This is a genomic window from Pantoea sp. F_5, from assembly GCF_008631595.1.
GTDB lineage: Bacteria > Pseudomonadota > Gammaproteobacteria > Enterobacterales > Enterobacteriaceae > Pantoea > Pantoea gossypiicola.
This window is the reverse complement of record NZ_VWUO01000006.1, coordinates 104,389-124,836: the sequence shown is the minus strand read 5'-3', so window position 1 is coordinate 124,836 and position 20,448 is coordinate 104,389. Positions and strand designations below refer to the sequence as shown.

General features: G+C 57.5%; 21 protein-coding genes. 15 read left to right on the top strand and 6 right to left on the bottom strand.

Annotation, left to right across the window (positions count from 1 at the left end; genetic code table 11):
* Positions 1-41: 41 nt before the first annotated feature.
* Together F3I44_RS10035 and F3I44_RS10030 are read right to left on the bottom strand one after the other, a co-directional pair.
* Positions 42-2,318 carry a zinc/cadmium/mercury/lead-transporting ATPase gene (locus F3I44_RS10035; protein ID WP_150011186.1) on the bottom strand — a complete coding sequence of 759 codons (2,277 nt, stop codon included), beginning with the start codon at positions 2,316-2,318 and terminating at the stop codon, positions 42-44.
* A gap of 93 nt (positions 2,319-2,411) precedes the next feature.
* Complete coding sequence (locus tag F3I44_RS10030; protein ID WP_150011184.1) at positions 2,412-3,041, bottom strand: lysoplasmalogenase; 630 nt, start codon at positions 3,039-3,041, stop codon at positions 2,412-2,414.
* Between the two features lie 137 nt (positions 3,042-3,178).
* Here F3I44_RS10030 and F3I44_RS10025 point away from each other — a divergent pair, with 137 nt between their 5' ends.
* Positions 3,179-3,535: a DUF2500 domain-containing protein gene (locus F3I44_RS10025; protein ID WP_150011182.1), complete on the top strand. Its 357-nt coding sequence runs from the start codon at positions 3,179-3,181 to the stop codon at positions 3,533-3,535.
* 24 nt (positions 3,536-3,559) lie between these two features.
* On the opposite strand, the gene F3I44_RS10020 is transcribed toward F3I44_RS10025, so the two are convergent.
* Positions 3,560-3,832 carry a DUF1145 family protein gene (locus F3I44_RS10020; RefSeq protein ID WP_003852192.1) on the bottom strand — a complete coding sequence of 91 codons (273 nt, stop codon included), beginning with the start codon at positions 3,830-3,832 and terminating at the stop codon, positions 3,560-3,562.
* The gene (gene rsmD / locus F3I44_RS10015) at positions 3,822-4,421 is read right to left on the bottom strand and encodes a 16S rRNA (guanine(966)-N(2))-methyltransferase (protein WP_150011180.1); all 600 of its coding nucleotides are present in this window, start codon (positions 4,419-4,421) and stop codon (positions 3,822-3,824) included. The genes F3I44_RS10020 and rsmD overlap by 11 nt, the downstream gene beginning before the upstream one ends.
* A gap of 231 nt (positions 4,422-4,652) precedes the next feature.
* Between rsmD and ftsY the strand changes: the two genes are divergently transcribed.
* The 4 genes from ftsY to rpoH all read left to right on the top strand — a co-directional run bounded on the left by ftsY (position 4,653) and on the right by rpoH (position 9,086).
* Positions 4,653-6,335 carry a signal recognition particle-docking protein FtsY gene (gene ftsY, locus F3I44_RS10010; RefSeq protein WP_150011379.1) on the top strand — a complete coding sequence of 561 codons (1,683 nt, stop codon included), beginning with the start codon at positions 4,653-4,655 and terminating at the stop codon, positions 6,333-6,335.
* A 5-nt stretch (positions 6,336-6,340) separates the two neighbouring features.
* On the top strand, positions 6,341-7,009 hold the full coding sequence (ftsE, locus tag F3I44_RS10005; RefSeq protein ID WP_128086063.1) for a cell division ATP-binding protein FtsE: 669 nt from the start codon (positions 6,341-6,343) through the stop codon (positions 7,007-7,009).
* On the top strand, positions 6,999-7,988 hold the full coding sequence (gene ftsX, locus F3I44_RS10000; RefSeq protein ID WP_150011178.1) for a permease-like cell division protein FtsX: 990 nt from the start codon (positions 6,999-7,001) through the stop codon (positions 7,986-7,988). The genes ftsE and ftsX overlap by 11 nt, the downstream gene beginning before the upstream one ends.
* A gap of 240 nt (positions 7,989-8,228) precedes the next feature.
* Positions 8,229-9,086: an RNA polymerase sigma factor RpoH gene (rpoH, locus tag F3I44_RS09995; RefSeq protein ID WP_003852201.1), complete on the top strand. Its 858-nt coding sequence runs from the start codon at positions 8,229-8,231 to the stop codon at positions 9,084-9,086.
* A gap of 60 nt (positions 9,087-9,146) precedes the next feature.
* Here rpoH and panM read toward each other — a convergent pair whose 3' ends face one another.
* Positions 9,147-9,542, bottom strand: a complete 396-nt coding sequence (panM, locus tag F3I44_RS09990; RefSeq protein ID WP_150011176.1) for an aspartate 1-decarboxylase autocleavage activator PanM — start codon at positions 9,540-9,542, stop codon at positions 9,147-9,149.
* 395 nt (positions 9,543-9,937) lie between these two features.
* On the opposite strand from panM, the gene F3I44_RS09985 reads away from it, so the two are divergent.
* The 10 genes from F3I44_RS09985 (at position 9,938) to ugpQ (ending at position 20,104) form a co-directional block, all read left to right on the top strand.
* Entirely contained in the window at positions 9,938-11,050 is a 1,113-nt protein-coding gene (locus tag F3I44_RS09985) for a branched-chain amino acid ABC transporter substrate-binding protein (RefSeq protein ID WP_150011174.1), read from the top strand.
* Between the two features lie 134 nt (positions 11,051-11,184).
* Positions 11,185-12,111: a high-affinity branched-chain amino acid ABC transporter permease LivH gene (gene livH, locus F3I44_RS09980; protein WP_009087789.1), complete on the top strand. Its 927-nt coding sequence runs from the start codon at positions 11,185-11,187 to the stop codon at positions 12,109-12,111.
* On the top strand, positions 12,108-13,379 hold the full coding sequence (locus tag F3I44_RS09975) for a high-affinity branched-chain amino acid ABC transporter permease LivM (protein WP_150011172.1): 1,272 nt from the start codon (positions 12,108-12,110) through the stop codon (positions 13,377-13,379). Before livH ends, F3I44_RS09975 begins: the two co-directional genes overlap by 4 nt.
* Positions 13,376-14,143 carry a high-affinity branched-chain amino acid ABC transporter ATP-binding protein LivG gene (gene livG / locus F3I44_RS09970; RefSeq protein ID WP_150011170.1) on the top strand — a complete coding sequence of 256 codons (768 nt, stop codon included), beginning with the start codon at positions 13,376-13,378 and terminating at the stop codon, positions 14,141-14,143. The genes F3I44_RS09975 and livG overlap by 4 nt, the downstream gene beginning before the upstream one ends.
* A 1-nt stretch (position 14,144) precedes the next feature.
* Positions 14,145-14,858: a high-affinity branched-chain amino acid ABC transporter ATP-binding protein LivF gene (livF, locus tag F3I44_RS09965; RefSeq protein WP_098052142.1), complete on the top strand. Its 714-nt coding sequence runs from the start codon at positions 14,145-14,147 to the stop codon at positions 14,856-14,858.
* 327 nt (positions 14,859-15,185) lie between these two features.
* Entirely contained in the window at positions 15,186-16,502 is a 1,317-nt protein-coding gene (ugpB, locus tag F3I44_RS09960; RefSeq protein ID WP_150011168.1) for a sn-glycerol-3-phosphate ABC transporter substrate-binding protein UgpB, read from the top strand.
* 57 nt (positions 16,503-16,559) lie between these two features.
* Positions 16,560-17,447, top strand: coding sequence for a sn-glycerol-3-phosphate ABC transporter permease UgpA (gene ugpA / locus F3I44_RS09955; protein ID WP_150011166.1), 888 nt, complete (start codon positions 16,560-16,562; stop codon positions 17,445-17,447).
* The gene (gene ugpE / locus F3I44_RS09950) at positions 17,444-18,289 is read left to right on the top strand and encodes a sn-glycerol-3-phosphate ABC transporter permease UgpE (RefSeq protein ID WP_150011164.1); all 846 of its coding nucleotides are present in this window, start codon (positions 17,444-17,446) and stop codon (positions 18,287-18,289) included. Before ugpA ends, ugpE begins: the two co-directional genes overlap by 4 nt.
* 1 nt (position 18,290) lies before the next feature.
* Positions 18,291-19,364, top strand: coding sequence for a sn-glycerol-3-phosphate import ATP-binding protein UgpC (locus F3I44_RS09945; protein WP_150011162.1), 1,074 nt, complete (start codon positions 18,291-18,293; stop codon positions 19,362-19,364).
* Positions 19,361-20,104 carry a glycerophosphodiester phosphodiesterase gene (gene ugpQ, locus F3I44_RS09940; protein ID WP_150011160.1) on the top strand — a complete coding sequence of 248 codons (744 nt, stop codon included), beginning with the start codon at positions 19,361-19,363 and terminating at the stop codon, positions 20,102-20,104. The genes F3I44_RS09945 and ugpQ overlap by 4 nt, the downstream gene beginning before the upstream one ends.
* Here ugpQ and F3I44_RS09935 read toward each other — a convergent pair.
* Positions 20,101-20,376: a DUF2756 domain-containing protein gene (locus tag F3I44_RS09935; protein WP_150011158.1), complete on the bottom strand. Its 276-nt coding sequence runs from the start codon at positions 20,374-20,376 to the stop codon at positions 20,101-20,103. The genes ugpQ and F3I44_RS09935 overlap by 4 nt on opposite strands.
* Positions 20,377-20,448: the final 72 nt, after the last annotated feature.

Genomic DNA, 20,448 nt, shown 5'->3' with positions numbered 1-20,448 from the left:
CCGGCCGCCGTTAACCGCACTCTTCAGACAGAGCCTCTTACTCAGGCGCGACGCCGCAGTAACCGCAGCGCGTTGGCGGTGACCAGCGCGGTCGCACCGGAATCTGCCAGCACCGCCAGCCAGAGTCCGGTCAGACCCAGCAGGGTGGTGACCAGGAAAATCGCCTTCAGCCCCAGCGCAATGCCGATATTCTGGCGGATGATGCGCCGCGTACGACGCGCCAGCGCAATCATTGGTGCCAGATTGCTGAGCTGATTACGCGTCAGGGCTGCATCGGCCGCTTCCAGCGCGACATCGGTGCCGCTACCCATCGCAATGCCCAGCGTCGCCGCTTTCATCGCCGGCGCGTCGTTAATACCATCTCCGACCATCGCCAGCGGCTGCTGCTGACTCAGTTCACGAATCGCCGCGACTTTATCGGCAGGAAGCAGACTGGCGCGATAATCAATATCCAGCTGGCGGGCAATCGTTGCTGCGGCGCGCGGGTTATCGCCGGTCAGCATCAGGCTCTCAATACCCAGCTTTTTCAGCGCCCTTAACGCCTCCACGGCATCGTCACGCAGCTGATCGCGCAGGGCCAGCGCACCGAGCGCCTCACCATCGCGTATTAATACCACCAGCGTTTCACCTTCAGCTTCCTGCTGCGCAATCTGCGCGCTTTGCTCCGGCGTCAGACCGGGCGCATGGCCTGGCGTCAGTAGCTGAATCTGCTGGCCTGAGACCTGCGCACAGATGCCGCGTCCCGCCTGCACCTGCTGATCCTGCGCGTCAGGAATCACCAGGTTACGTGCCTGTGCGGCCGACACGATAGCGCTGGCTAGCGGATGGGTCGCACCCTGTTCCGCCGCAGCGCTTAACGCCAGCATCTCTGACTCGCTGGCTGGGCCAAACCGCAGGATCTGCGTCAGCTGCGGCTTACCCAGCGTCAGCGTGCCGGTTTTATCAAAGGCCATCCTGCGCAGCGAACTCAGGCGTTCCAGCGCCGCACCACCTTTAATCAGCGCCCCCTGACGCGCTGCCGCAGCCAGCCCGGAGGTAATGGCGGCTGGCACAGAGATCACCAGCGCACAGGGGCAGCCAATCAGCAGCAGGGTCAGACCTTTGTAGATCCACGGCTGCCAGTCGCCTGCGAAGAGCAGGGGCGGCACGACCATCACCAGTAGCGACAGCAGCATCACCAGCGGCGTGTAGATGCGGCTGAACTGGTCGATAAAGCGTTCAACCGGCGCACGGTGCGTTTCCGCTTCCTCAATCAGCTGCAGGATACGGTCAATCGCGCTTTCCCCCGGTTTCGATACCACCTCCAGCGTTACCAGCCGGTCAACGCTGGTGGCACCGGCCATGATTTTTTCACCGCTGGCGCGGGTGACCGGCAGTGACTCACCGGTCAGCGCGCTCTCATCGAAACTGGCGAGCGGGCTGATTAAACGGCCATCGACTGGCAAACGGCTGCCCGCCGCGACTTCAATCACATCACCCGGTTGCAGCGCCGCCAGTGGCACCTCACTGCGTTTGCCCTGTTCCAGGCGAATCGCCGATTCAGGCCGCAACGCCATCAGGCTGGTGACGCCGCTGCGTGCCCTGGAGGCAGCATAGCTTTCCAGCTGTTCACCCAGTTGAAACAGCACCAGCACCATGGCGGCTTCGGCATGTGCGCCAATGATTAGCGCGCCTGCCGACGCCAGCGTCATTAATGTCTCAATGGTAAAAGGCGATCCGCTGCGCAGACGCTGCCAGGCACCGCGCGCGACCGGGACCAGGCCGACCAGGGTGGTCAGTACAAACAGCCGATCGCCCCAGGCGGGTGCGAAGTGGCTGAGTACGCTGCTGGCGAGCACCAGCAGCGCCAGTAACATTAGTATCCGGTTCTGCTGCCCGCGCGAGCTTGCGGACGGCGTCTCCGAGGGTGTAACAAGCTGGAAACCGGCTTTTTTTACCGCCTGTTCAACGGCGCTTTGTACATCGTTATCAGCCTTAACCACCAGCTTCTCGCTGCTGAACAGCACACGGGCGTCGGTTATGCCGCTTATCTGGCGCACGGCGGTTTCAATGGTGCGGGCGCAACCCGGACAATCCATGCCGCTGACCTGCCAGCTAAAGTGACAGGAACCTCGCCGGTCGCTTTCCTCAGCAGTGTCGGCCTCATTGCCAGGGCTGCTGTTGCCGTCACAGCAGCAGCCTGCCGTATCCGCCGTCACGGGCGTAGCAGCATGAATAGAAAGAGAGAGTGGACGGGCCTGACGAACCTGGCACAGCGGTTTTGCTGCGGCGTGGCTGGCACGCGGTTTGCCGCAGCCACAGGCGTGATGTTGATGCATATGACCTCCGGAGTGTAAGAGTCGCGGGATGAGCAACGCTGCCCATCCCTTATCCTACACTCTGGAGTGAACTCCAGAGTCAAGACTAATTTCTCAGACGACCCACAGTGAACGCACGATCATAAAGTGACCGGCAAAGTAGCAGGCGGCCACAATCGCGCTGTCAGCACTGAAGCGACGACGATAGTGCGAGATAAACCAGACCGCGTTGGCCAGCAGCAGCAGACCGGCACCGACCATGATAGAGAAGCTGTAATCGGTCGGGCGGAAGAAGTACTGCTCGGTCGCTATCCAGGTCATCACGACCGTCATGCCAATAAAGGTGCAGACAGGCCAGCGCAGATCCTCCAGTCGGCTCCAGATGATGCCAACCAGGGCGGCACCGATGATGAGCAGCGTCAGCGGAATCGGCCAGAAGAAGGTCATGGTCATACTGGCGGCGAAGCAGAGCGTATAGAGCAGGTGCGACAGGAAGAACGCCCCGACGGCATAGAGCATCTGCTGACGCGGCAGCAGCGTTAACGCATCACCGACCAGCGTCGCAACCAGACCGGCCAGAATCAGATAGTCCGTGGTTTGCAGAACCGGAGCCTGCCAGGCGAGTCCGACCAGCAGCAGCAGCGTGACGGGCTTAAACAGCCAGCGCTGCCATTGTGGGCCGCGATAGGTGGCATCGACATAGAGCCAGCCGGAGAAAAGTACAGCGAGGAAAGACCAGAGCATTGTTTCTCCCTTTTTTACTCAAAATGGTGAAAGATCCCAAAATATCACTTCCAGTTTAGGTTAAGCCTCTGAGATGTGACAATCAGGCAACTCTGGTTGTATGCTTTGCCGCCTGATTTAACAGGCATGAGAGCGCTATGAGCAAACCACCGTTAATCTTTATCATCGTTCTGGCGATTATCGCTGTGCTGGCGAGTCGTCAGTTCATTAAGCAACGGCGTGAGGCTGCGGTGAATGACGCTTCCCCCACGCGTGCTCTGCAGGCTGAGGTCAAAACCAAACGTGAATTTCCTTCTCCCAATCGCCGTTCACGGCAGCGTGAAGTCATCGCCGGGGAAGAGATGCGGTATGAGGTGTTGTTTCATCCGCTGAACGGTGACAGCGACATTAAAGTGCAGCTTAAAGAGGGGGAGTATCATCAGCTGGATAAAGGCGCGAGAGGGGAGCTGAAGATGCAGGGCACGCGCTTTATCAGCTTCACGCCCATGCAGTAAGGCGGGCATTGCGCCCGCCCGACACTACTTTTTACGTGGGAAGTTTTTCTTCTGCCAGGCAACCAGTTCAAACACGCCAAACAGAAACACTTTCGCCTGAGTCACGCGGTCAATAGGCGGTGCATCTTTGGTCTGCGTCGTGCGCAGTAATACCAGTTGCAGACCATGCATCAGGATCATGAAGATCAGTGCAACGTTGATAAAATAAGTCAGTGGCTTCGGGTAGGGATGGACCAGATTAGCCAGTAAAAATCCCCACACGCATAGCATCAACAGACGCCCTAAATTAAGTAACATCCTGCGTCTCCTGTTGACGTTGATACAAACGATAAGCCACTTGTCCGGCTATTTTCTCGCGATAAAGATCCCACTCAGGCGGCACCGGTGGTGCGCCATTTTCCACTTCACTTTCGACGTAAATCAGCGCCTGATCGGCCAGCCAGTTATTCTGCTCCAGCAGCTGTAGCGTCTGCTCCAGCAATCCCTGACGAAACGGGGGATCAATAAACACCACATCAAAGGGTGTACCCGCCTGTGCCAGCCAGTTTAGCGTATTGGTCTGAACCACGGTGCCATTCGTGGCGCGCAGCGTCTGCAGATTTTTTGTTAACTGCTGTGCCACCGGACGTTCCAGTTCCAGTAGCGTCGCCGATCCCGCGTAACGCGACAGCGCTTCCAGTCCTAATGCGCCGCTACCGGCAAAGCAATCAAGGCAGCGCGCCTCTGGCAGCACCGGGGCCAGCCAGTTAAACAGCGTCTCGCGAACCCGATCGGTGGTCGGGCGCAGTCCGGCGCTGTCCGGCACCGGCAATTTGCGTCCGCGCCACTGACCGCCAATGATGCGAATCTGCCCGGCACCGCCTGTACTGCGGGGGTTTTTATTCATCTTGCTCACAACTCGTCATAATTTGTTGCGTAGTTTAACGGGCGAATCGGTGAGAAGAAACGTTAAAAAAGGGTGCTGTGGTGAGCTGGCTGGAAAGTGTTAGACTACTGAGTTGCTGAAGTCATGCATTATTCTGCGGTTTACGCCGGTCTGGCGCTGACCAATTTCATTGATTTACCCCTGGAAACCACGCGCGACCGGGACAAAGCCATCGAGGAGTGTCGTCACACAATGGCAAAAGAGAAAAAACGTGGCTTTTTTTCCTGGCTGGGATTTGGCAAAGAGGAAGAGAAACAACCTGCAGCGGAGGAGCAGACATCCGAGGTCGCTGAACCCGCACAGCAGACAGAACAGGAAGCCCCGGCATTAAGCCAGGCTGAAGCACAAGCGGAAGAGACTGTCGTCATCACCGAAACGGTGGCCGGACAGCAGCGTGAGGCGGAAGTCACTGCGGCAGCGCCGCATGAGTCAGCACCTGCCGTGCTGGATGAGGCTGAGCCGATTGAGGCCGACCCTGAAGCGTTACTGGAGGTTGCCGCACCTGAACATGACGCGACGCCGGTCATTGACGCCGACGATGTGGTCACGCCGATCGCTGACGCGGAACCCGCAGACGCGCCGTTAAGTGAAGAGGAACTGACGGCACTGGCGCTCGGTGACGCAGAGATCGTTGACGTTCCGCACAGCGAAACCGATGCACCGTTAAGCGAAGAGGAGCTGACGGCGCTGGCGCTGGGCGATGCAGAGATCGTCGAAACCCCGCACAGTGAAGCATCGTCAAGCGGCGAAGTGCTTACGCCACAGGTACGGGATGACGCAGCGATCGCTGAAACGCAGGATAGCGAAGCAGACGCGCCGCTGACTGAGGAAGAACTGACCGCACTGGCACTGGATGACGCTGAAGCAGAATCGGCAGACACAGTATCCGACACCGTCAGCGATCTGCCGCTGGCCGCCGCGCCGCTCATCGTGCAGGAGCAGGAGCGTCCCGGCAAAGAGGGTTTCTTTGCCCGCCTGAAGCGCAGCCTGGTCAAAACCCGTCAGAACCTCGGTTCCGGTTTTGTCAGCCTGTTCCGTGGCAAAAAGATTGATGATGACCTGTTTGACGAGCTGGAAGAGCAGTTGCTGATTGCTGATGTGGGCGTGGATACCACACGCCGCATCATCACCAACCTGACCCAGCAGGCAAACCGCAAGCAGTTACGTGACGCGGAAGCGCTCTATGGCCTGTTGAAAGCAGAGATGGCATCGATTCTGGCGAAAGTGGATGCGCCACTGGATGTCTCAGGTAAAACGCCGTTTGTCATCCTGATGGTGGGCGTCAATGGCGTGGGTAAAACCACCACCATCGGTAAGCTGGCACGCCAGTATCAGGCCGAGGGCAAGTCCGTGATGTTAGCGGCCGGTGATACCTTCCGCGCCGCGGCGGTTGAGCAGCTGCAGGTGTGGGGCCAGCGTAATAATATTCCGGTGATTGCGCAGCACACCGGCGCAGATTCCGCTTCGGTGATCTTCGATGCCATTCAGGCCGCGAAGTCGCGTGGCGTTGACGTGCTGATTGCGGATACTGCTGGTCGTCTGCAGAACAAATCGCACCTGATGGAAGAGCTGAAAAAAATCACCCGCGTGATGAAAAAGCTGGACGATTCCGCGCCTCACGAAGTGATGCTGACGCTGGATGCCAGCACCGGACAGAATGCGGTCAGCCAGGCCCGACTGTTTAATGAAGCCGTCGGCCTGACCGGTATTGCGCTCACCAAGCTGGATGGCACCGCCAAAGGCGGCGTGATCTTCTCGGTGGCCGACCAGTTCGGTATTCCGATTCGCTACATCGGCGTTGGTGAAGGCATTGAAGATTTACGGCCGTTTAAGGCGGAAGATTTTATTGAGGCACTGTTTGCCCGAGAGGACTAATTAGGATGATTCGCTTTGAAGAGGTCAGTAAGGCATATCTCGGCGGACGTCAGGCGCTGCAGGGGGTAGATTTTCATCTGCGTCCCGGCGAAATGGCGTTTCTGACCGGCCACTCCGGTGCCGGTAAAAGTACCTTGCTGAAGCTGATTTGTGGCATTGAGCGCCCAAGTGCCGGAAAAATCTGGTTCAGCGGTCATGACATTTCCCGGCTGCGTAACAGTGAGGTGCCTTTCCTGCGTCGTCAGATTGGCATGATCTTCCAGGATCACCACCTGCTGATGGATCGGTCAGTTTATGACAATGTGGCGATCCCGCTGATTATTTCCGGTGCCAGCGGCGAGGATATCCGTCGTCGCGTCTCGGCGGCGCTGGATAAAGTGGGCCTGCTCGACAAAGCAAAAAGTTTTCCGATTCAGCTTTCGGGCGGTGAACAGCAGCGTGTGGGCATCGCCCGTGCGGTGGTGAACAAGCCGGCCGTGCTGCTGGCCGATGAACCGACCGGTAACCTTGACGACGCGCTGTCAGAAGACATTCTGCGCCTGTTCGAAGAGTTCAACCGCGTCGGCGTCACCGTCCTGATGGCAACGCATGACAGCGGCCTGATCGCCCGACGCAACTATCGGATGATGACGCTGAATCAGGGACGTCTGCACGGAGGCCACGATGGTCAATAAACGTATTAAACGTCCGGCTGCACCGAAAGCGAAGCAGCCGTCGAAGTCAAAAAGTAAAGCGCTGAAAGGCGGCTGGCAGGAGCAGTGGCGCTATGCGCTGCGCGGAACGCTTTCTGATATGTGGCGTCAGCCGCTGGCGACGCTGCTGACGGTGATGGTCATCGCCATTTCCCTGACGCTGCCCAGCGTCTGCTACATGGTGTGGAAAAACGTCAGCCAGGCGGCCACGCAGTGGTATCCGGCGCCGCAGTTGACCGTTTATCTCTCCAAAACACTGGATGATACGGCGGCAGAAAACGTGGTGGCGCAGCTCAGGCAGGTTGAAGGCGTGGATAACGTCAACTACCTGACGCGGGAAGAGGCGCTGAACGAATTTCGTAACTGGTCGGGCTTTGGTGGCGCAATGGATATGCTGGAGCAGAATCCGCTGCCTGCGGTGGCCATCATCACGCCTAAGCTCAACTTCCAGAACTCAGACACCATGCAGAGCCTGCGCGATCGGGTGAGCAAAGTGCAGGGCGTGGATGAAGTGCGAATGGATGACAGCTGGTTTGCGCGGCTGGCGGCGCTGACCGGGCTGGTGGGGCAGATTGCCTCAATGATTGGCGTGCTGATGATTGTGGCTGTGTTCCTGGTGATCGGTAACAGCGTCCGCCTCAGCATCTTTGCCCGACGCGACACCATTAATGTGCAGAAGCTGATTGGTGCCACCGATGGCTTTATCCTGCGTCCGTTCCTCTACGGCGGGGCGCTGCTGGGCTTCAGTGGGGCGGTGCTGTCGCTGCTGCTGTCGGAAGTGCTGGTGCTGCGTCTGCAGTCGGTCGTCGCCAGTGTGGCAACGGTATTCGGTACCACCTTCTCGCTGGAAGGCTTCTCCTGGGATGAAGCATTACTGCTGCTGATGATTGCGGCCATCATCGGTTGGGTGGCTGCCTGGCTGGCGACGGTACAACATTTACGTCGATTTACGCCGCAGTAAACGCCTGCAACATTTTTTTGTTATAATGGTCCTCTGCTACCGATGGTGGGTGCAGAGGATTTTCCCCCTCTTCCCTTCCTGTCATCTGTGTGTAAAATATTCACTGCTATAATTGAACTTGTGGATAACTTTATCACTCTAAGTAGCACAGATTGCTTTCGGATCTCGCGCGACGTTGACGTAATGTATCGTCTGCGCAGGGAAATGTGCGGCAATTCCACTGAATTTGTGAGGGTTTGAATGACCAAAGAAATGCAAACTTTAGCTATTGCTCCTCTTGGCAACCTGGAGTCTTACGTCCGGGCTGCGAATACCTGGCCGATGCTCTCGGCTGAAGAGGAAAAAGCGTTGGCTGAACGGCTGCATTACCAGGGCGATCTGGAAGCAGCAAAGACGCTGATCCTGTCACACCTACGCTTTGTAGTTCATATCGCTCGTAATTACTCCGGCTACGGTCTGCCACAGGCTGACCTGGTCCAGGAAGGTAACATCGGCCTGATGAAAGCGGTACGTCGCTTCAACCCTGAAGTGGGCGTGCGTCTGGTTTCGTTCGCCGTACACTGGATTAAAGCGGAGATTCACGAATACGTGTTGCGTAACTGGCGTATTGTGAAAGTCGCGACCACCAAAGCACAGCGTAAGCTGTTCTTTAACCTGCGTAAAACCAAGCAGCGTCTGGGCTGGTTCAATCAGGACGAAGTCGAGATGGTTGCGCGCGAGCTGGGCGTAAGCAGTAAGGACGTACGCGAAATGGAATCGCGTATGGCCGCGCAGGATATGACCTTTGATATGTCTGCCGACGACGAGAGCAGCGAAGGCCGTTCTATGGCACCGGTGCTGTATCTGCAGGATAAAACCTCTGACTTTGCCGATGGCATCGAAGAGGACAACTGGGATGCGCACGCGGCTGACAAGCTGAGCTATGCGATGGAAGGTCTGGATGAGCGCAGCCAGCACATCATTCGCGCCCGCTGGCTGGACGAAGACAATAAAACCACGCTGCAGGAGCTGGCCGATCAATACGGCGTATCCGCCGAACGTGTCCGTCAGCTGGAAAAGAACGCCATGAAGAAACTGCGTATGGCGATTGAAGCGTAACGCACTTCAACACCTTAAGGGGCGACAGATAATGTCGCCCTTTTTGTTTTCTGCGTCTGGCTAATCTGCCGCCCGTATCCAGCCGTCACTCTGCGCCCTGAAGCCACATGCCTGCATAAATGCCGCGCGTACCTGCTGATCGTCACTGCCATCATCGGCAATCCACCAGTCCGCGATTGAACCATTCTGCCTGATCGTCTCCTCCAGCAAATATTGTCCTACCCCGCGTCGCCGGGTGACATCACGCACCGCCAGCCGGTGAACCTTGCCGTGGATGCCGGAAATTTCCAGCTGCAAACCCGCCAGCAGACGGTCATTAAAACGCGCCGCGTAAAGACGGTGAGACTCACTTAAACCCTGTTCCAGTTTTTCCATCTCCAGATCCGGCCAGACTTTGCCAAGATCAATGCGGTCCTGCGGCGTCAGCGCGGCCAGGCGCTGGATAGTGAGCTTCATAACAAAAACCTCTAAAAAAGGGGAAAGTGTAGCGAAAGTATACAACCAGAGTGCCACCACATTTTCAGCAATAAAACAGGTCAAAAGATGGCCCGGGTGCCAGGATAATAGGAGTAAACCGGGATGGCGGGCGATCAATCCAGCATAACACGCTGGCAAAGTGGTCATAAACCGGCCGTTGCATCCAGTGTATTATGCTGTTTAACCCGGTCAATTCTGAATGTGTCAGTTGATTTACAGAAGAAACTTCCTGTTTAATAACCTGAAAAATAAAGCCTTATTACTAATAAATGTCAGAAAAGTACGCTAACTCATTCATCATTAATCAGTTTTCGACTTTATCTGGCAACGCAAGCACTCACAACATACACGACAAAACAAATGGGGTAGTCAGGATGAAAATGAAAGGTCGCGCATTACTGGCGGGATGTGTAGCACTGGCGATGAGCCATGCGGCGCTGGCTGAAGATATCAAAGTGGCCATTGTCGGCGCAATGTCAGGTCCGGTAGCGCAGTACGGCGACATGCAGTTTGCCGGCGCAACGCAGGCGATTGAAGATATCAATGCCAAAGGTGGTGTTAACGGCAACAAGCTGGTGGCGGTGAAATATGACGACGCCTGTGACCCGAAACAGGCGGTTGCGGTCGCGAACAAGGTGATTAACGACGGCATTCATTACGTCATCGGCCACCTTTGTTCTTCTTCCACCCAGCCTGCGTCTGACATCTATGAAGATGAAGGCGTGCTGATGATCACCCCGGCCGCGACCGCACCTGACCTGACTTCCCGTGGCTATAAACTGATTATGCGTACCACTGGTCTCGACTCCGATCAGGGACCGACTGCCGCGAAATATGTAATGAGCGAGCTGAAACCGCAGCGTATCGCCGTGGTGCATGACAAACAGCAGTATGGCGAAGGTCTGGCGCGTTCCGTGCAGGAGAGCCTGAAAAAGCAGGGCGCGAACATCGTCATGTTTGAAGGGATCACCGCAGGTGACAAAGATTTCTCTACCCTGGTGGCGCGCTTTAAGAAAGAGAACGTCGATTTCGTCTATTTCGGCGGCTACTACCCGGAAATGGGCCAGATCGTGCGTCAGGCACGTGCTGCTGGCCTGAAAACCCAGTTTATGGGACCAGAAGGTGTGGGTAACGCCTCACTGTCGAACATCGCCGGTGCGGCTTCTGAAGGCATGCTGGTGACCCTGCCGAAACGCTACGACCAGGTTGAAACCAACAAACCGATCGTTGACGCGCTGAAAGCGAAGAAACTGGATCCAACCGGCCCGTTCGTCTGGACCACCTATGCAGCTCTGCAATCGCTGGCAACCGGTATGGAGCGCAGCAAGAGCGCGGAGCCGGACGCTATCGTGAAAAACCTCAAGGAAGGCGCAGCGGTGCCAACCGTGATGGGCAACCTGAACTGGGATGAGAAGGGCGATCTCAAGGGCTTTGAATTCGGCGTCTTCAAATGGCATGCCGATGGCACCTCGACCGCTGTGAAGTAAACCAGGCTGTTTTGTGGTGAGCGGGAAGCCGGATAACCGGTTTTCCCTGACCAGCGACACGAACGCCTGGTGCTCGTCTGCCAGGCGTTTTTTGTACCCCGATCGCCTGCGATCGGTTAAGTAAGGGTCAAGGTATGTCCGAGCAGTTCCTCTATTTTATTCAGCAGATGTTTAATGGTGTGACCCTGGGTAGCACCTACGCGCTGATCGCCATCGGTTACACCATGGTTTACGGCATTATCGGCATGATTAACTTCGCGCACGGCGAAGTCTACATGATCGGTAGCTATGTCTCCTTTATCGTGATTGCCGCCCTGATGATGATGGGCATCGACACCACCTGGCTGATGATTGCAGCTGGCTTTGTGATGGCGGTCATTATCTCCAGCGCCTACGGCTGGAGCATTGAGCGCGTCGCCTACCGGCCTGTGCGTTCATCCAAGCGTCTGATTGCGCTGATCTCCGCCATCGGGATGTCGATATTCCTGCAAAACTACGTCAGCCTGACCCAGGGCTCACGCGACCTGGCGCTGCCGAGCCTGATCACCGGACAGTGGACGGTCGGTGAGAGCAACGGGTTTGCCGCCACCATCTCAACCATGCAGATCGTAATCTGGGTGGTGACCTTCCTGGCGATGCTGGCGCTGACCACTTTTATCCGTTACTCCCGCATGGGCCGCGCCTGTCGCGCCTGCGCGGAAGATCTGAAAATGGCCAGCCTGCTGGGCATTAACACCGACCGCGTGATCTCGCTGACCTTTGTGATCGGGGCCGCAATGGCGGCAGTCGCAGGCGTGCTGCTGGGCCAGTTCTACGGTTCGATCAACCCCTTCATTGGCTTTATGGCGGGCATGAAAGCCTTTACCGCCGCAGTGCTGGGCGGAATTGGCAGTATTCCTGGCGCGATGATTGGCGGACTGGTGCTGGGTATCGCTGAAGCGCTGACGTCAGCCTATCTCAGCACGGAATATAAAGATGTGGTTTCGTTTGCCCTGCTGATTGTGGTGCTGCTGGTGATGCCGACCGGCATTCTGGGGCGTCCGGAGGTCGAAAAAGTATGAAGACCTCTTTTATCAATGCCCTGATTTCCTCCCTGATGCTGCTGGTGCTTGCCGCCTTCTTTATGGGTTTGCGCCTGAATCTGGATGGCACGAATCTGGTGGTGCAGAACGCCGGTAGCGTGCGCTGGAACTGGATCGCCGCAGGCTGTGCGGTGGTGTTTCTGTTCCAGTTGCTGCGTCCGGTGTGGCAGAGCAGCCTGAAGAAAGTGTCTGGCCCGGCACTGGTGTTGCCCGGTCTGGATGGCTCGACGCCGAAGCAGAAGCTGGTGATGACGGTGATGATTATCGCCGCAGTCGCCTGGCCTTTCCTGGTGTCACGCGGCACCGTTGATATCGCTACCATGACGCTGATCTACGTGATGCTCGGTCTGGGCTTAAATGTGGTGGTCGGACTCTCTGGCCTTCTGGTGCTGGGTTATGGCGGCTTCTACGCTATCGGTGCCTACACCTTTGCGCTGCTGAACCACTATTACGGTCTTGGCTTCTGGCAGTGCCTGCCGCTCTCCGGCATGGTTGCGGCGCTGTTTGGCCTGCTGCTGGGCTTCCCGGTACTGCGACTGCGCGGCGACTATCTGGCGATTGTGACGCTGGGCTTCGGTGAGATCGTGCGTATTCTGCTGCTGAACAATACCGCCCTGACCGGCGGCCCGAATGGCATCAGCCAGATCCCGAAACCGACGCTGTTTGGTCTGGAGTTTGGCCGTACCCCGCGCGAAGGCGGCTGGGATACCTTCCACAACTTCTTTGGGCTGAAATACGATCCCAGTGACCGCATCATCTTCCTCTACCTGGTCGCGCTGCTGCTGGTGGTGCTGACCCTGTTCGTCATTAACCGGCTGCTGCGGATGCCACTGGGCCGGGCCTGGGAAGCGCTGCGCGAAGATGAGATTGCCTGCCGTTCACTGGGCCTGAGTCCGACCCGCATTAAGCTGACCGCCTTTACCATCAGTGCCGCCTTTGCCGGCTTTGCCGGCAGTCTGTTCGCGGCGCGTCAGGGCTTTGTCAGCCCGGAATCCTTTACCTTTGTCGAATCCGCCTTTGTGCTGGCGATTGTGGTACTGGGCGGGATGGGTTCGCAGTTTGCGGTGATTCTGGCCGCCATTCTGCTGGTAGTGTCACGCGAGCTGATGCGCGACCTCAATGAATACAGCATGCTGGTGCTGGGTGGCCTGATGGTGCTGATGATGATCTGGCGTCCGCAGGGCCTGTTGCCGATGAAGCGTCCGCATCTGAAGCTCAGAACCGGTAAACAAGGAGAAGAAGCATGAGTCAGCCTTTATTAGCCGTTGAAGGCCTGATGATGCGCTTCGGCGGTCTGTTAGCCGTGAACAATGTGGCGCTGGAGCTGCGTCCGCAGGAGATCGTTTCACTGATTGGGCCAAACGGTGCCGGTAAAACCACCGTGTTCAACTGCCTGACCGGTTTTTACAAACCCACCGGCGGCACGATTACGTTGCGTGAGCAGCATCTTGAAGGGCTGCCGGGCCAGAAGATTGCACGAATGGGCATCGTGCGGACCTTCCAGCACGTGCGCCTGTTCCGTGAGATGACGGTAATCGAGAACCTGCTGGTCGCGCAGCATCAGCATCTGAAAAGCGGCGTGTTTTCCGGCCTGCTGAAAACCCCGGCGTTTCGCCGCAGTGAGAGTGAGGCGCTGGATCGTGCGGCAACCTGGCTGGAGCGGGTAGGTCTGCTGGATCTGGCAAACCGTCAGGCGGGCAATCTGGCCTATGGTCAACAGCGTCGGCTGGAGATTGCGCGCTGCATGGTGACGCGCCCGGCGATCCTGATGCTGGATGAACCGGCGGCGGGCCTTAACCCAAAAGAGACCCACGAGCTGGATGCGCTGATTGCGGAACTGCGTGGCGAACACAAGGTGTCGGTACTGCTGATTGAACACGATATGAAGCTGGTGATGGGTATTTCTGACCGTATTTATGTGGTTAATCAGGGAACGCCGCTGGCTAACGGAACGCCGGAGGAGATTCGTAATAATCCGGATGTCATTCGTGCCTATTTAGGAGAGGCCTGAGATGGCAAATGCAATGTTAACCATTGAGAACGTCAGCGCCCATTACGGCAAAATTCAGGCGCTGCACAACGTCAGCCTCTATATCAATCAGGGCGAAATTGTCACCCTGATTGGCGCTAACGGTGCCGGAAAAACTACGCTGCTGGGCACGCTCTGCGGCGAGCCACGTGCGACTCAGGGCACTATCACCTTTGATGGCAAAGCGATTACCGACTGGCAAACGGCGCGCATTATGCGTGAAGCGATCGCCATCGTGCCAGAGGGACGGCGGGTGTTTTCGCGCATGACGGTGGAAGAGAACCTGGCGATGGGCGGCTTTTTTGCCAGCCGTCCGGAGTATCTGACGCGGATTAAGCGTGTGTATGAACTCTTTCCGCGGCTGGAAGAGCGCAAAATCCAGCGTGCCGGGACGATGTCAGGTGGCGAACAGCAGATGCTGGCGATTGGCCGCGCGCTGATGAGCCAGCCGCGCCTGCTGCTGCTGGATGAGCCGTCGCTGGGACTGGCCCCGATCATTATTCAGCAGATCTTTGACACCATTGAGCAACTGCGCAGCGAGGGGATGACGATTTTCCTGGTGGAGCAGAATGCGAATCAGGCGCTGAAGCTGGCGGATCGGGGCTATGTGCTGGAGAACGGGCATGTGGTGCTCGAAGACACTGGTGCAGCATTGCTCTCCAACGAAGCCGTCCGCAGCGCTTACTTAGGTGCCTGATGGGGCACGGCCTTTGAAAGTGATGCGGAATGTGCCGCCGACGGCCTTGAGTGTCGGTGTGGGTAGTGCCGACTACGGCCTTCGACTTCAATGAAGTGAAAGTCGCAGTCAGGCATTTTCAGCTTCTAATCGCTCTGCAATTTATGTCACTAAAAACTGGCAGCATGGGCGTTTTGCCGTCGCGCTGCCAGCGTCCTCTTTTCCTCGCTTTAGTCTGTCACCCGCCTGTCATCTGCCTGTTATTAATCCGTCATTTCCCCGTGTCATGTTACTCCGCGAACCAGAAATCCGTGATTTCACGCGTATTTACCTGCACAGGAAAATTCTATGTCCGTCGTTACCTTTCGTCGTAGCCTGATGAGCGCGCTGCTCGGTCTGACGCTTAGCAGCCATGCCATGGCCGCCACTGAGATCCCCTTCTGGCACTCCATGGAAGGCGAGTTAGGCAAAGAAGTCGATTCGCTGGCTCAGCGCTTTAACCAGACCCATCCCGATTACAAAATCGTTCCGACCTACAAAGGTAACTACGAGCAGAGCCTGGCGGCCGGGATCGCGGCAGTGCGCAGCGGCAAAGCGCCTGCGGTGCTGCAGGTTTCTGAAGTGGGAACGGCCACCATGATGGCTTCACAGGCGATTGTGCCGGTGCATCAGGTCTTCAAAGATGCCGGTATCCCCTTTGATGAAAAGCAGTTCGTACCGACGGTTGCGGGCTACTACAGCGACAGCAAAGGCCAACTGATTTCTCAACCGTTTAACAGCTCGACGCCGGTGCTCTATTACAACAAAGACGCCTTCAAAAAAGCGGGTCTGAACCCGGATCAGCCCCCAAAAACCTGGCAGGAGCTGGCCACGGATGCCGCCGCGCTGCGCAAGTCGGGCATGAGCTGCGGCTACGCCAGCGGCTGGCAGGGCTGGATCCAGATAGAAAACTTCAGCGCCTGGCATGCGCTGCCGGTCGCCACGGAAAATAACGGCTTTGACGGCCTGGATGCGGTGCTGGAGTTCAACAAACCGGTGCAGGTGCGTCACATCGAAATGCTGGAAGCGATGAACAAAAAAGGGGATTTCACCTACTTTGGCCGCAAAGATGAGCCGACTGCGAAGTTCTACAACGGCGACTGCGGCATCACTACCGCCTCCTCCGGTTCGCTGGCTGATATCCGCCACTACGCAAAATTCAACTTCGGCGTCGGCATGATGCCGTATGACGATACCGTAAAAGGCGCGCCGCAGAACGCCCTGATCGGCGGAGCCAGCCTGTGGGTAATGAAAGGCAAAGATCCGGCAACGTATAAAGGCGTCGCGGAGTTCATGCAGTTCCTCGCGAAACCGGAAATCGCGGCGGAATGGCACCAGAAAACCGGCTACCTGCCGATTACCACCGCCGCCTATGAGCTGACGAAACAGCAGGGCTTCTACGATAAAAATCCGGGTGCAGATATCGCCACCCGTCAGATGATGAACAAGCCGCCGCTGCCGTTCACTAAAGGGATGCGTCTGGGTAATATGCCGCAGATCCGTGCCGTGATTGACGAAGAGCTGGAGAGCGTCTGGACCGGTAAACAGTCGCCGCAAAGCGCGCTGGATAACGCGGTCAAACGCGGCAACGAACTGCTGCGTCGCTTCCAGCAGCAGGTGAAGTAATCTGCCCGACAGGGCCAGTGCAGGCTGGCCCTCTCTCTTTCTGAATCAGAGTGCGCTATGTCTTCTTCTCGCCCGGTTTTTCGCACCAGCCTGCTGCCTTATCTGCTGGTGCTGCCGCAGTTACTGATCACCGCGGTCTTTTTTCTCTGGCCTGCCGGTGAAGCGCTGTGGTACTCGCTGCAAAGCCTCGATCCCTTTGGCCTCTCCAGCCGCTTTGTCGGACTGGAAAACTTCAGACGCCTGTTTGCCGATCCCTACTATCTGGATTCGTTCTGGACCACGATAAAATTCAGCGGCATGGTCACGGTGTTCGGCATGCTGTTTTCGCTGCTGCTGGCGGCGCTGGTGGATTATGTGGTGCGACTGCGTCGCCTCTATCAGACTCTGCTGCTGCTGCCCTACGCCGTTGCCCCGGTGGTGGCCGCGGTGCTCTGGATGTTTCTGTTTAATCCCGGTCTGGGCCTGTTCAGCTATCTGCTGAACCACATCGGCTACAACTGGAACTATGCGCAGAACAGCGGCCAGGCGATGTTCCTGATTGTGCTGGCGTCGATCTGGCAGCAGATGAGCTACAACTTCCTGTTCTTCTTCGCCGCACTGCAATCTATCCCGAAATCGCTGGTGGAAGCCGCCGCTATTGATGGTGCCGGGCCGGTGCGTCGCTTTTTCAACCTGTCTCTGCCGCTGATTACGCCGGTCAGCTTCTTCCTGCTGGTGGTGAACCTGATCTACGCCTTCTTCGATACCTTCCCGGTGATCGATGCCGCGACCGGCGGCGGGCCGGTGCAGGCGACCACCACGCTGATCTACAAAATCTATCGCGAAGGCTTTACCGGGCTGGATCTCTCCTCATCCGCGGCGCAGTCGGTGGTGCTGATGCTGCTGGTCATCGGGCTGACGGTGCTCCAGTTCCGCTTTGTTGAACGTAAGGTGCAATACCAATGATTGAGAATCGACGCGGGCTGGATCTCTTCAGCCACATCGTGCTGGTGCTGGGCGTGCTCACCATCCTGTTCCCGCTCTATGTCGCCTTTGTGGCGGCGACGCTGGATAACGAGGCGGTCTATCAGGTGCCGATGACGCTGGTGCCGGGTACACACCTGTGGGAGAACATCTCGCGCATCTGGACGCACGGCGTTAACGGCAGCGGACCGGCGTTTGGCCTGATGCTGCTCAACAGCATGATCATGGCGCTGGGCATCACCTTCGGCAAAATCACCGTGTCGATGCTGTCGGCGTTTGCGCTGGTCTGGTTTCGTTTTCCGCTGCGCACGCTCTTTTTCTGGCTGATCTTTATCACCCTGATGCTGCCGGTTGAGGTGCGTATCTTCCCCACGGTTCAGGTGATTGCCGACCTTAATCTGCTCGACAGCTACAGTGGCTTAACCCTGCCGCTGATGGCCTCAGCGACCGCCACCTTTCTGTTCCGTCAGTTTTTTATGTCACTGCCGGATGAGCTGGTTGAAGCGGCGCGCATCGACGGTGCCAGCGCGATGCGCTTCTTTATCGACATCGTGCTGCCGCTCTCCAGAACCAATCTGGCGGCGCTGTTCGTGATCACCTTTATCTACGGCTGGAACCAGTATCTCTGGCCGCTGCTGATTATCAATGACGCCAGCCTCGGCACGGCGGTGGCGGGGATAAAAAGCATGATCTCCAGCAGCGGCTCGCCGACCCAGTGGAACGAAGTGATGGCGGCAATGTTATTAACCCTGATCCCACCGCTGGTAGTGGTGTTAGTCATGCAGCGTGCCTTTGTGCGCGGTCTGGTTGAGAGTGAGAAATAAGATGGCAGGCGTAACCCTTCAGGCAGTAACCAAATCCTACGATGGCAAAAATCAGATCATTCAGCCGCTGAACGTCACCATCAATGACGGCGAATTTATGGTGATGGTCGGGCCGTCCGGCTGCGGCAAATCGACCCTGCTGCGCATGGTGGCCGGACTGGAGCGCGTCACTTCTGGCGATATCTATATCGACAACCGGCGAGTCACCCAGGAAGAGCCAAAAGATCGCGGTATTGCGATGGTGTTCCAGAACTATGCGCTCTATCCCCATATGTCGGTGGAGGAGAATATGGCGTATGGTCTGAAAATCCGCGGGATGGGCAAAGAGCAGATTCGTCAGCGGGTGCTCGACGCGGCGCGCAGTCTGGAGCTGGATCACCTGCTGATGCGTCGGCCTCGCGAACTTTCGGGCGGACAGCGCCAGCGCGTGGCGATGGGCCGCGCCATCGTTCGTGAACCGGCAGTGTTTCTGTTCGATGAACCGCTGTCGAATCTCGACGCCCGCCTGCGGGTGCAGATGCGGCTGGAGTTGCAGCAACTGCATCGCCGTTTACAGACCACCAGCCTCTATGTGACGCACGATCAGGTCGAGGCGATGACGCTGGCGCAGCGGGTGATGGTGATGAATAAAGGCGTCGTCGAGCAGATCGGCACGCCGGTCGACGTGTATGAGCGTCCCGCCAGCCAGTTTGTTGCCGCGTTTATCGGCGCGCCCGCGATGAATCTGCTAAAAGGCCAGTTCAGCAGTGACGGCTCACGCTTTGACCTCGACGCCTCGCATGCACTGCCGCTCAGTGACACAAAACCGAAATGGGCTAACCGGCCGGTGGTGCTGGGTATCCGGCCAGAGCATATCCAGCTCAGCTGCCGTGAGCAGGGCGGTATCCCGCTACGCGTCGATACGCTGGAGATGCTGGGCGCGGATAATCTGGCACACGGTCGCATCGGCGACACGCCACTGGTGGTACGCTTAGCCCATAGCGAACGGCCGCAGCCTGGCAGTACGCTGTGGCTGCATCTGCCGTCAGATGCGTTACACTTCTTCGATTCAACCCATGGAAAGCGTCTGGAATGAGCACACAACACTGGCCTTATCCCCGTATCGTTGCCCATCGCGGCGGCGGTAAACTGGCACCGGAAAACACCCTGGCGGCAATTGATGTCGGCGCAAAGTATGGTCATCAGATGATTGAATTTGATGTCAAATTATCATTGGATGCGCAGCTCTTCCTGCTGCATGACGACACGCTGGATCGCACCAGCAACGGCTGGGGCGTAGCAGGTCAGCTGCCGTGGGAGAAGTTATCGCAGCTCGATGCGGGCAGCTGGTTTGGCAACGCATTTACCGGCGAAAAGCTGGCGCGGCTGGATGAGGTAGCGGCACGCTGTCGTCAGCATCAGATGATGGCGAACATCGAAATCAAGCCGACGACCGGCAGCGACGCCGAAACCGGACGCGCCGTGGCGCAGGCTGCTGCGATCCTGTGGCAGGATCAGACCGCACCGCTGCTTTCGTCATTCTCTTTTGAGGCGCTGGAAGCCGCGATGCAGGCCGAGCCGCAGTTGCCGCGTGGCCTGCTGTCGCATAGCTGGGATCCAGAGTGGCGGAAAAAGACCACGGCGCTGGCGTGCGTCTCCATCCACCTCAACCATAAAGTGCTGACTGCGCAGCGGGTTGCAGAGCTGAAAAGCGCGGGCCTGAAGATTCTGGTCTATACCGTGAACAGCCCGGACCGGGCGCGGGAATTGCTGACGTGGGGCGTCGATGCCATCTGTACCGACAGCATCGACATCATCGGCCCCGATTTTCATTAGTTCTGTTTCTGCTGGCCCGGCTGCGTAGTAATCACCCGCTGCTGGGCGCTGTTGCGCTGCTCCTGCATTTTACGCTGCATGTCCTGCGTCTGACGCTGCTGATCCTGGCGCAGCTTCAGCTGTTGCTGCTGTTGCTGGCTCTGCATCTGCGACTGCATCCGCTGCTGACTCGGGTTATAACCCGGTTTATTCGGATCGTTGGTGCTGTTCAGCGTGTTCGCCTGACTGGCGAAAGGCAGCAGGGCGGCTAAAACAATCATCCACTTTTTCATCTTTCCTCCTTCCTTAATCGCGACAGGTTTTTTGGGTGCACAACGGCGCACACCGATATCAGGGTCGCACCC

What these genes read in the sequence shown, in the direction of transcription:
- F3I44_RS10035 (WP_150011186.1), bottom strand. Translation starts at nt 2,318, where the DNA reads ATGCATCAACATCACGCCTGTGGCTGCGGCAAACCGCGTGCCAGCCAC.
- F3I44_RS10030 (WP_150011184.1), bottom strand. Translation starts at nt 3,041, where the DNA reads ATGCTCTGGTCTTTCCTCGCTGTACTTTTCTCCGGCTGGCTCTATGTC.
- F3I44_RS10025 (WP_150011182.1), top strand. Translation starts at nt 3,179, where the DNA reads ATGAGCAAACCACCGTTAATCTTTATCATCGTTCTGGCGATTATCGCT.
- F3I44_RS10020 (WP_003852192.1), bottom strand. Translation starts at nt 3,832, where the DNA reads ATGTTACTTAATTTAGGGCGTCTGTTGATGCTATGCGTGTGGGGATTT.
- rsmD (WP_150011180.1), bottom strand. Translation starts at nt 4,421, where the DNA reads ATGAATAAAAACCCCCGCAGTACAGGCGGTGCCGGGCAGATTCGCATC.
- ftsY (WP_150011379.1), top strand. Translation starts at nt 4,653, where the DNA reads ATGGCAAAAGAGAAAAAACGTGGCTTTTTTTCCTGGCTGGGATTTGGC.
- ftsE (WP_128086063.1), top strand. Translation starts at nt 6,341, where the DNA reads ATGATTCGCTTTGAAGAGGTCAGTAAGGCATATCTCGGCGGACGTCAG.
- ftsX (WP_150011178.1), top strand. Translation starts at nt 6,999, where the DNA reads ATGGTCAATAAACGTATTAAACGTCCGGCTGCACCGAAAGCGAAGCAG.
- rpoH (WP_003852201.1), top strand. Translation starts at nt 8,229, where the DNA reads ATGACCAAAGAAATGCAAACTTTAGCTATTGCTCCTCTTGGCAACCTG.
- panM (WP_150011176.1), bottom strand. Translation starts at nt 9,542, where the DNA reads ATGAAGCTCACTATCCAGCGCCTGGCCGCGCTGACGCCGCAGGACCGC.
- F3I44_RS09985 (WP_150011174.1), top strand. Translation starts at nt 9,938, where the DNA reads ATGAAAATGAAAGGTCGCGCATTACTGGCGGGATGTGTAGCACTGGCG.
- livH (WP_009087789.1), top strand. Translation starts at nt 11,185, where the DNA reads ATGTCCGAGCAGTTCCTCTATTTTATTCAGCAGATGTTTAATGGTGTG.
- F3I44_RS09975 (WP_150011172.1), top strand. Translation starts at nt 12,108, where the DNA reads ATGAAGACCTCTTTTATCAATGCCCTGATTTCCTCCCTGATGCTGCTG.
- livG (WP_150011170.1), top strand. Translation starts at nt 13,376, where the DNA reads ATGAGTCAGCCTTTATTAGCCGTTGAAGGCCTGATGATGCGCTTCGGC.
- livF (WP_098052142.1), top strand. Translation starts at nt 14,145, where the DNA reads ATGGCAAATGCAATGTTAACCATTGAGAACGTCAGCGCCCATTACGGC.
- ugpB (WP_150011168.1), top strand. Translation starts at nt 15,186, where the DNA reads ATGTCCGTCGTTACCTTTCGTCGTAGCCTGATGAGCGCGCTGCTCGGT.
- ugpA (WP_150011166.1), top strand. Translation starts at nt 16,560, where the DNA reads ATGTCTTCTTCTCGCCCGGTTTTTCGCACCAGCCTGCTGCCTTATCTG.
- ugpE (WP_150011164.1), top strand. Translation starts at nt 17,444, where the DNA reads ATGATTGAGAATCGACGCGGGCTGGATCTCTTCAGCCACATCGTGCTG.
- F3I44_RS09945 (WP_150011162.1), top strand. Translation starts at nt 18,291, where the DNA reads ATGGCAGGCGTAACCCTTCAGGCAGTAACCAAATCCTACGATGGCAAA.
- ugpQ (WP_150011160.1), top strand. Translation starts at nt 19,361, where the DNA reads ATGAGCACACAACACTGGCCTTATCCCCGTATCGTTGCCCATCGCGGC.
- F3I44_RS09935 (WP_150011158.1), bottom strand. Translation starts at nt 20,376, where the DNA reads ATGAAAAAGTGGATGATTGTTTTAGCCGCCCTGCTGCCTTTCGCCAGT.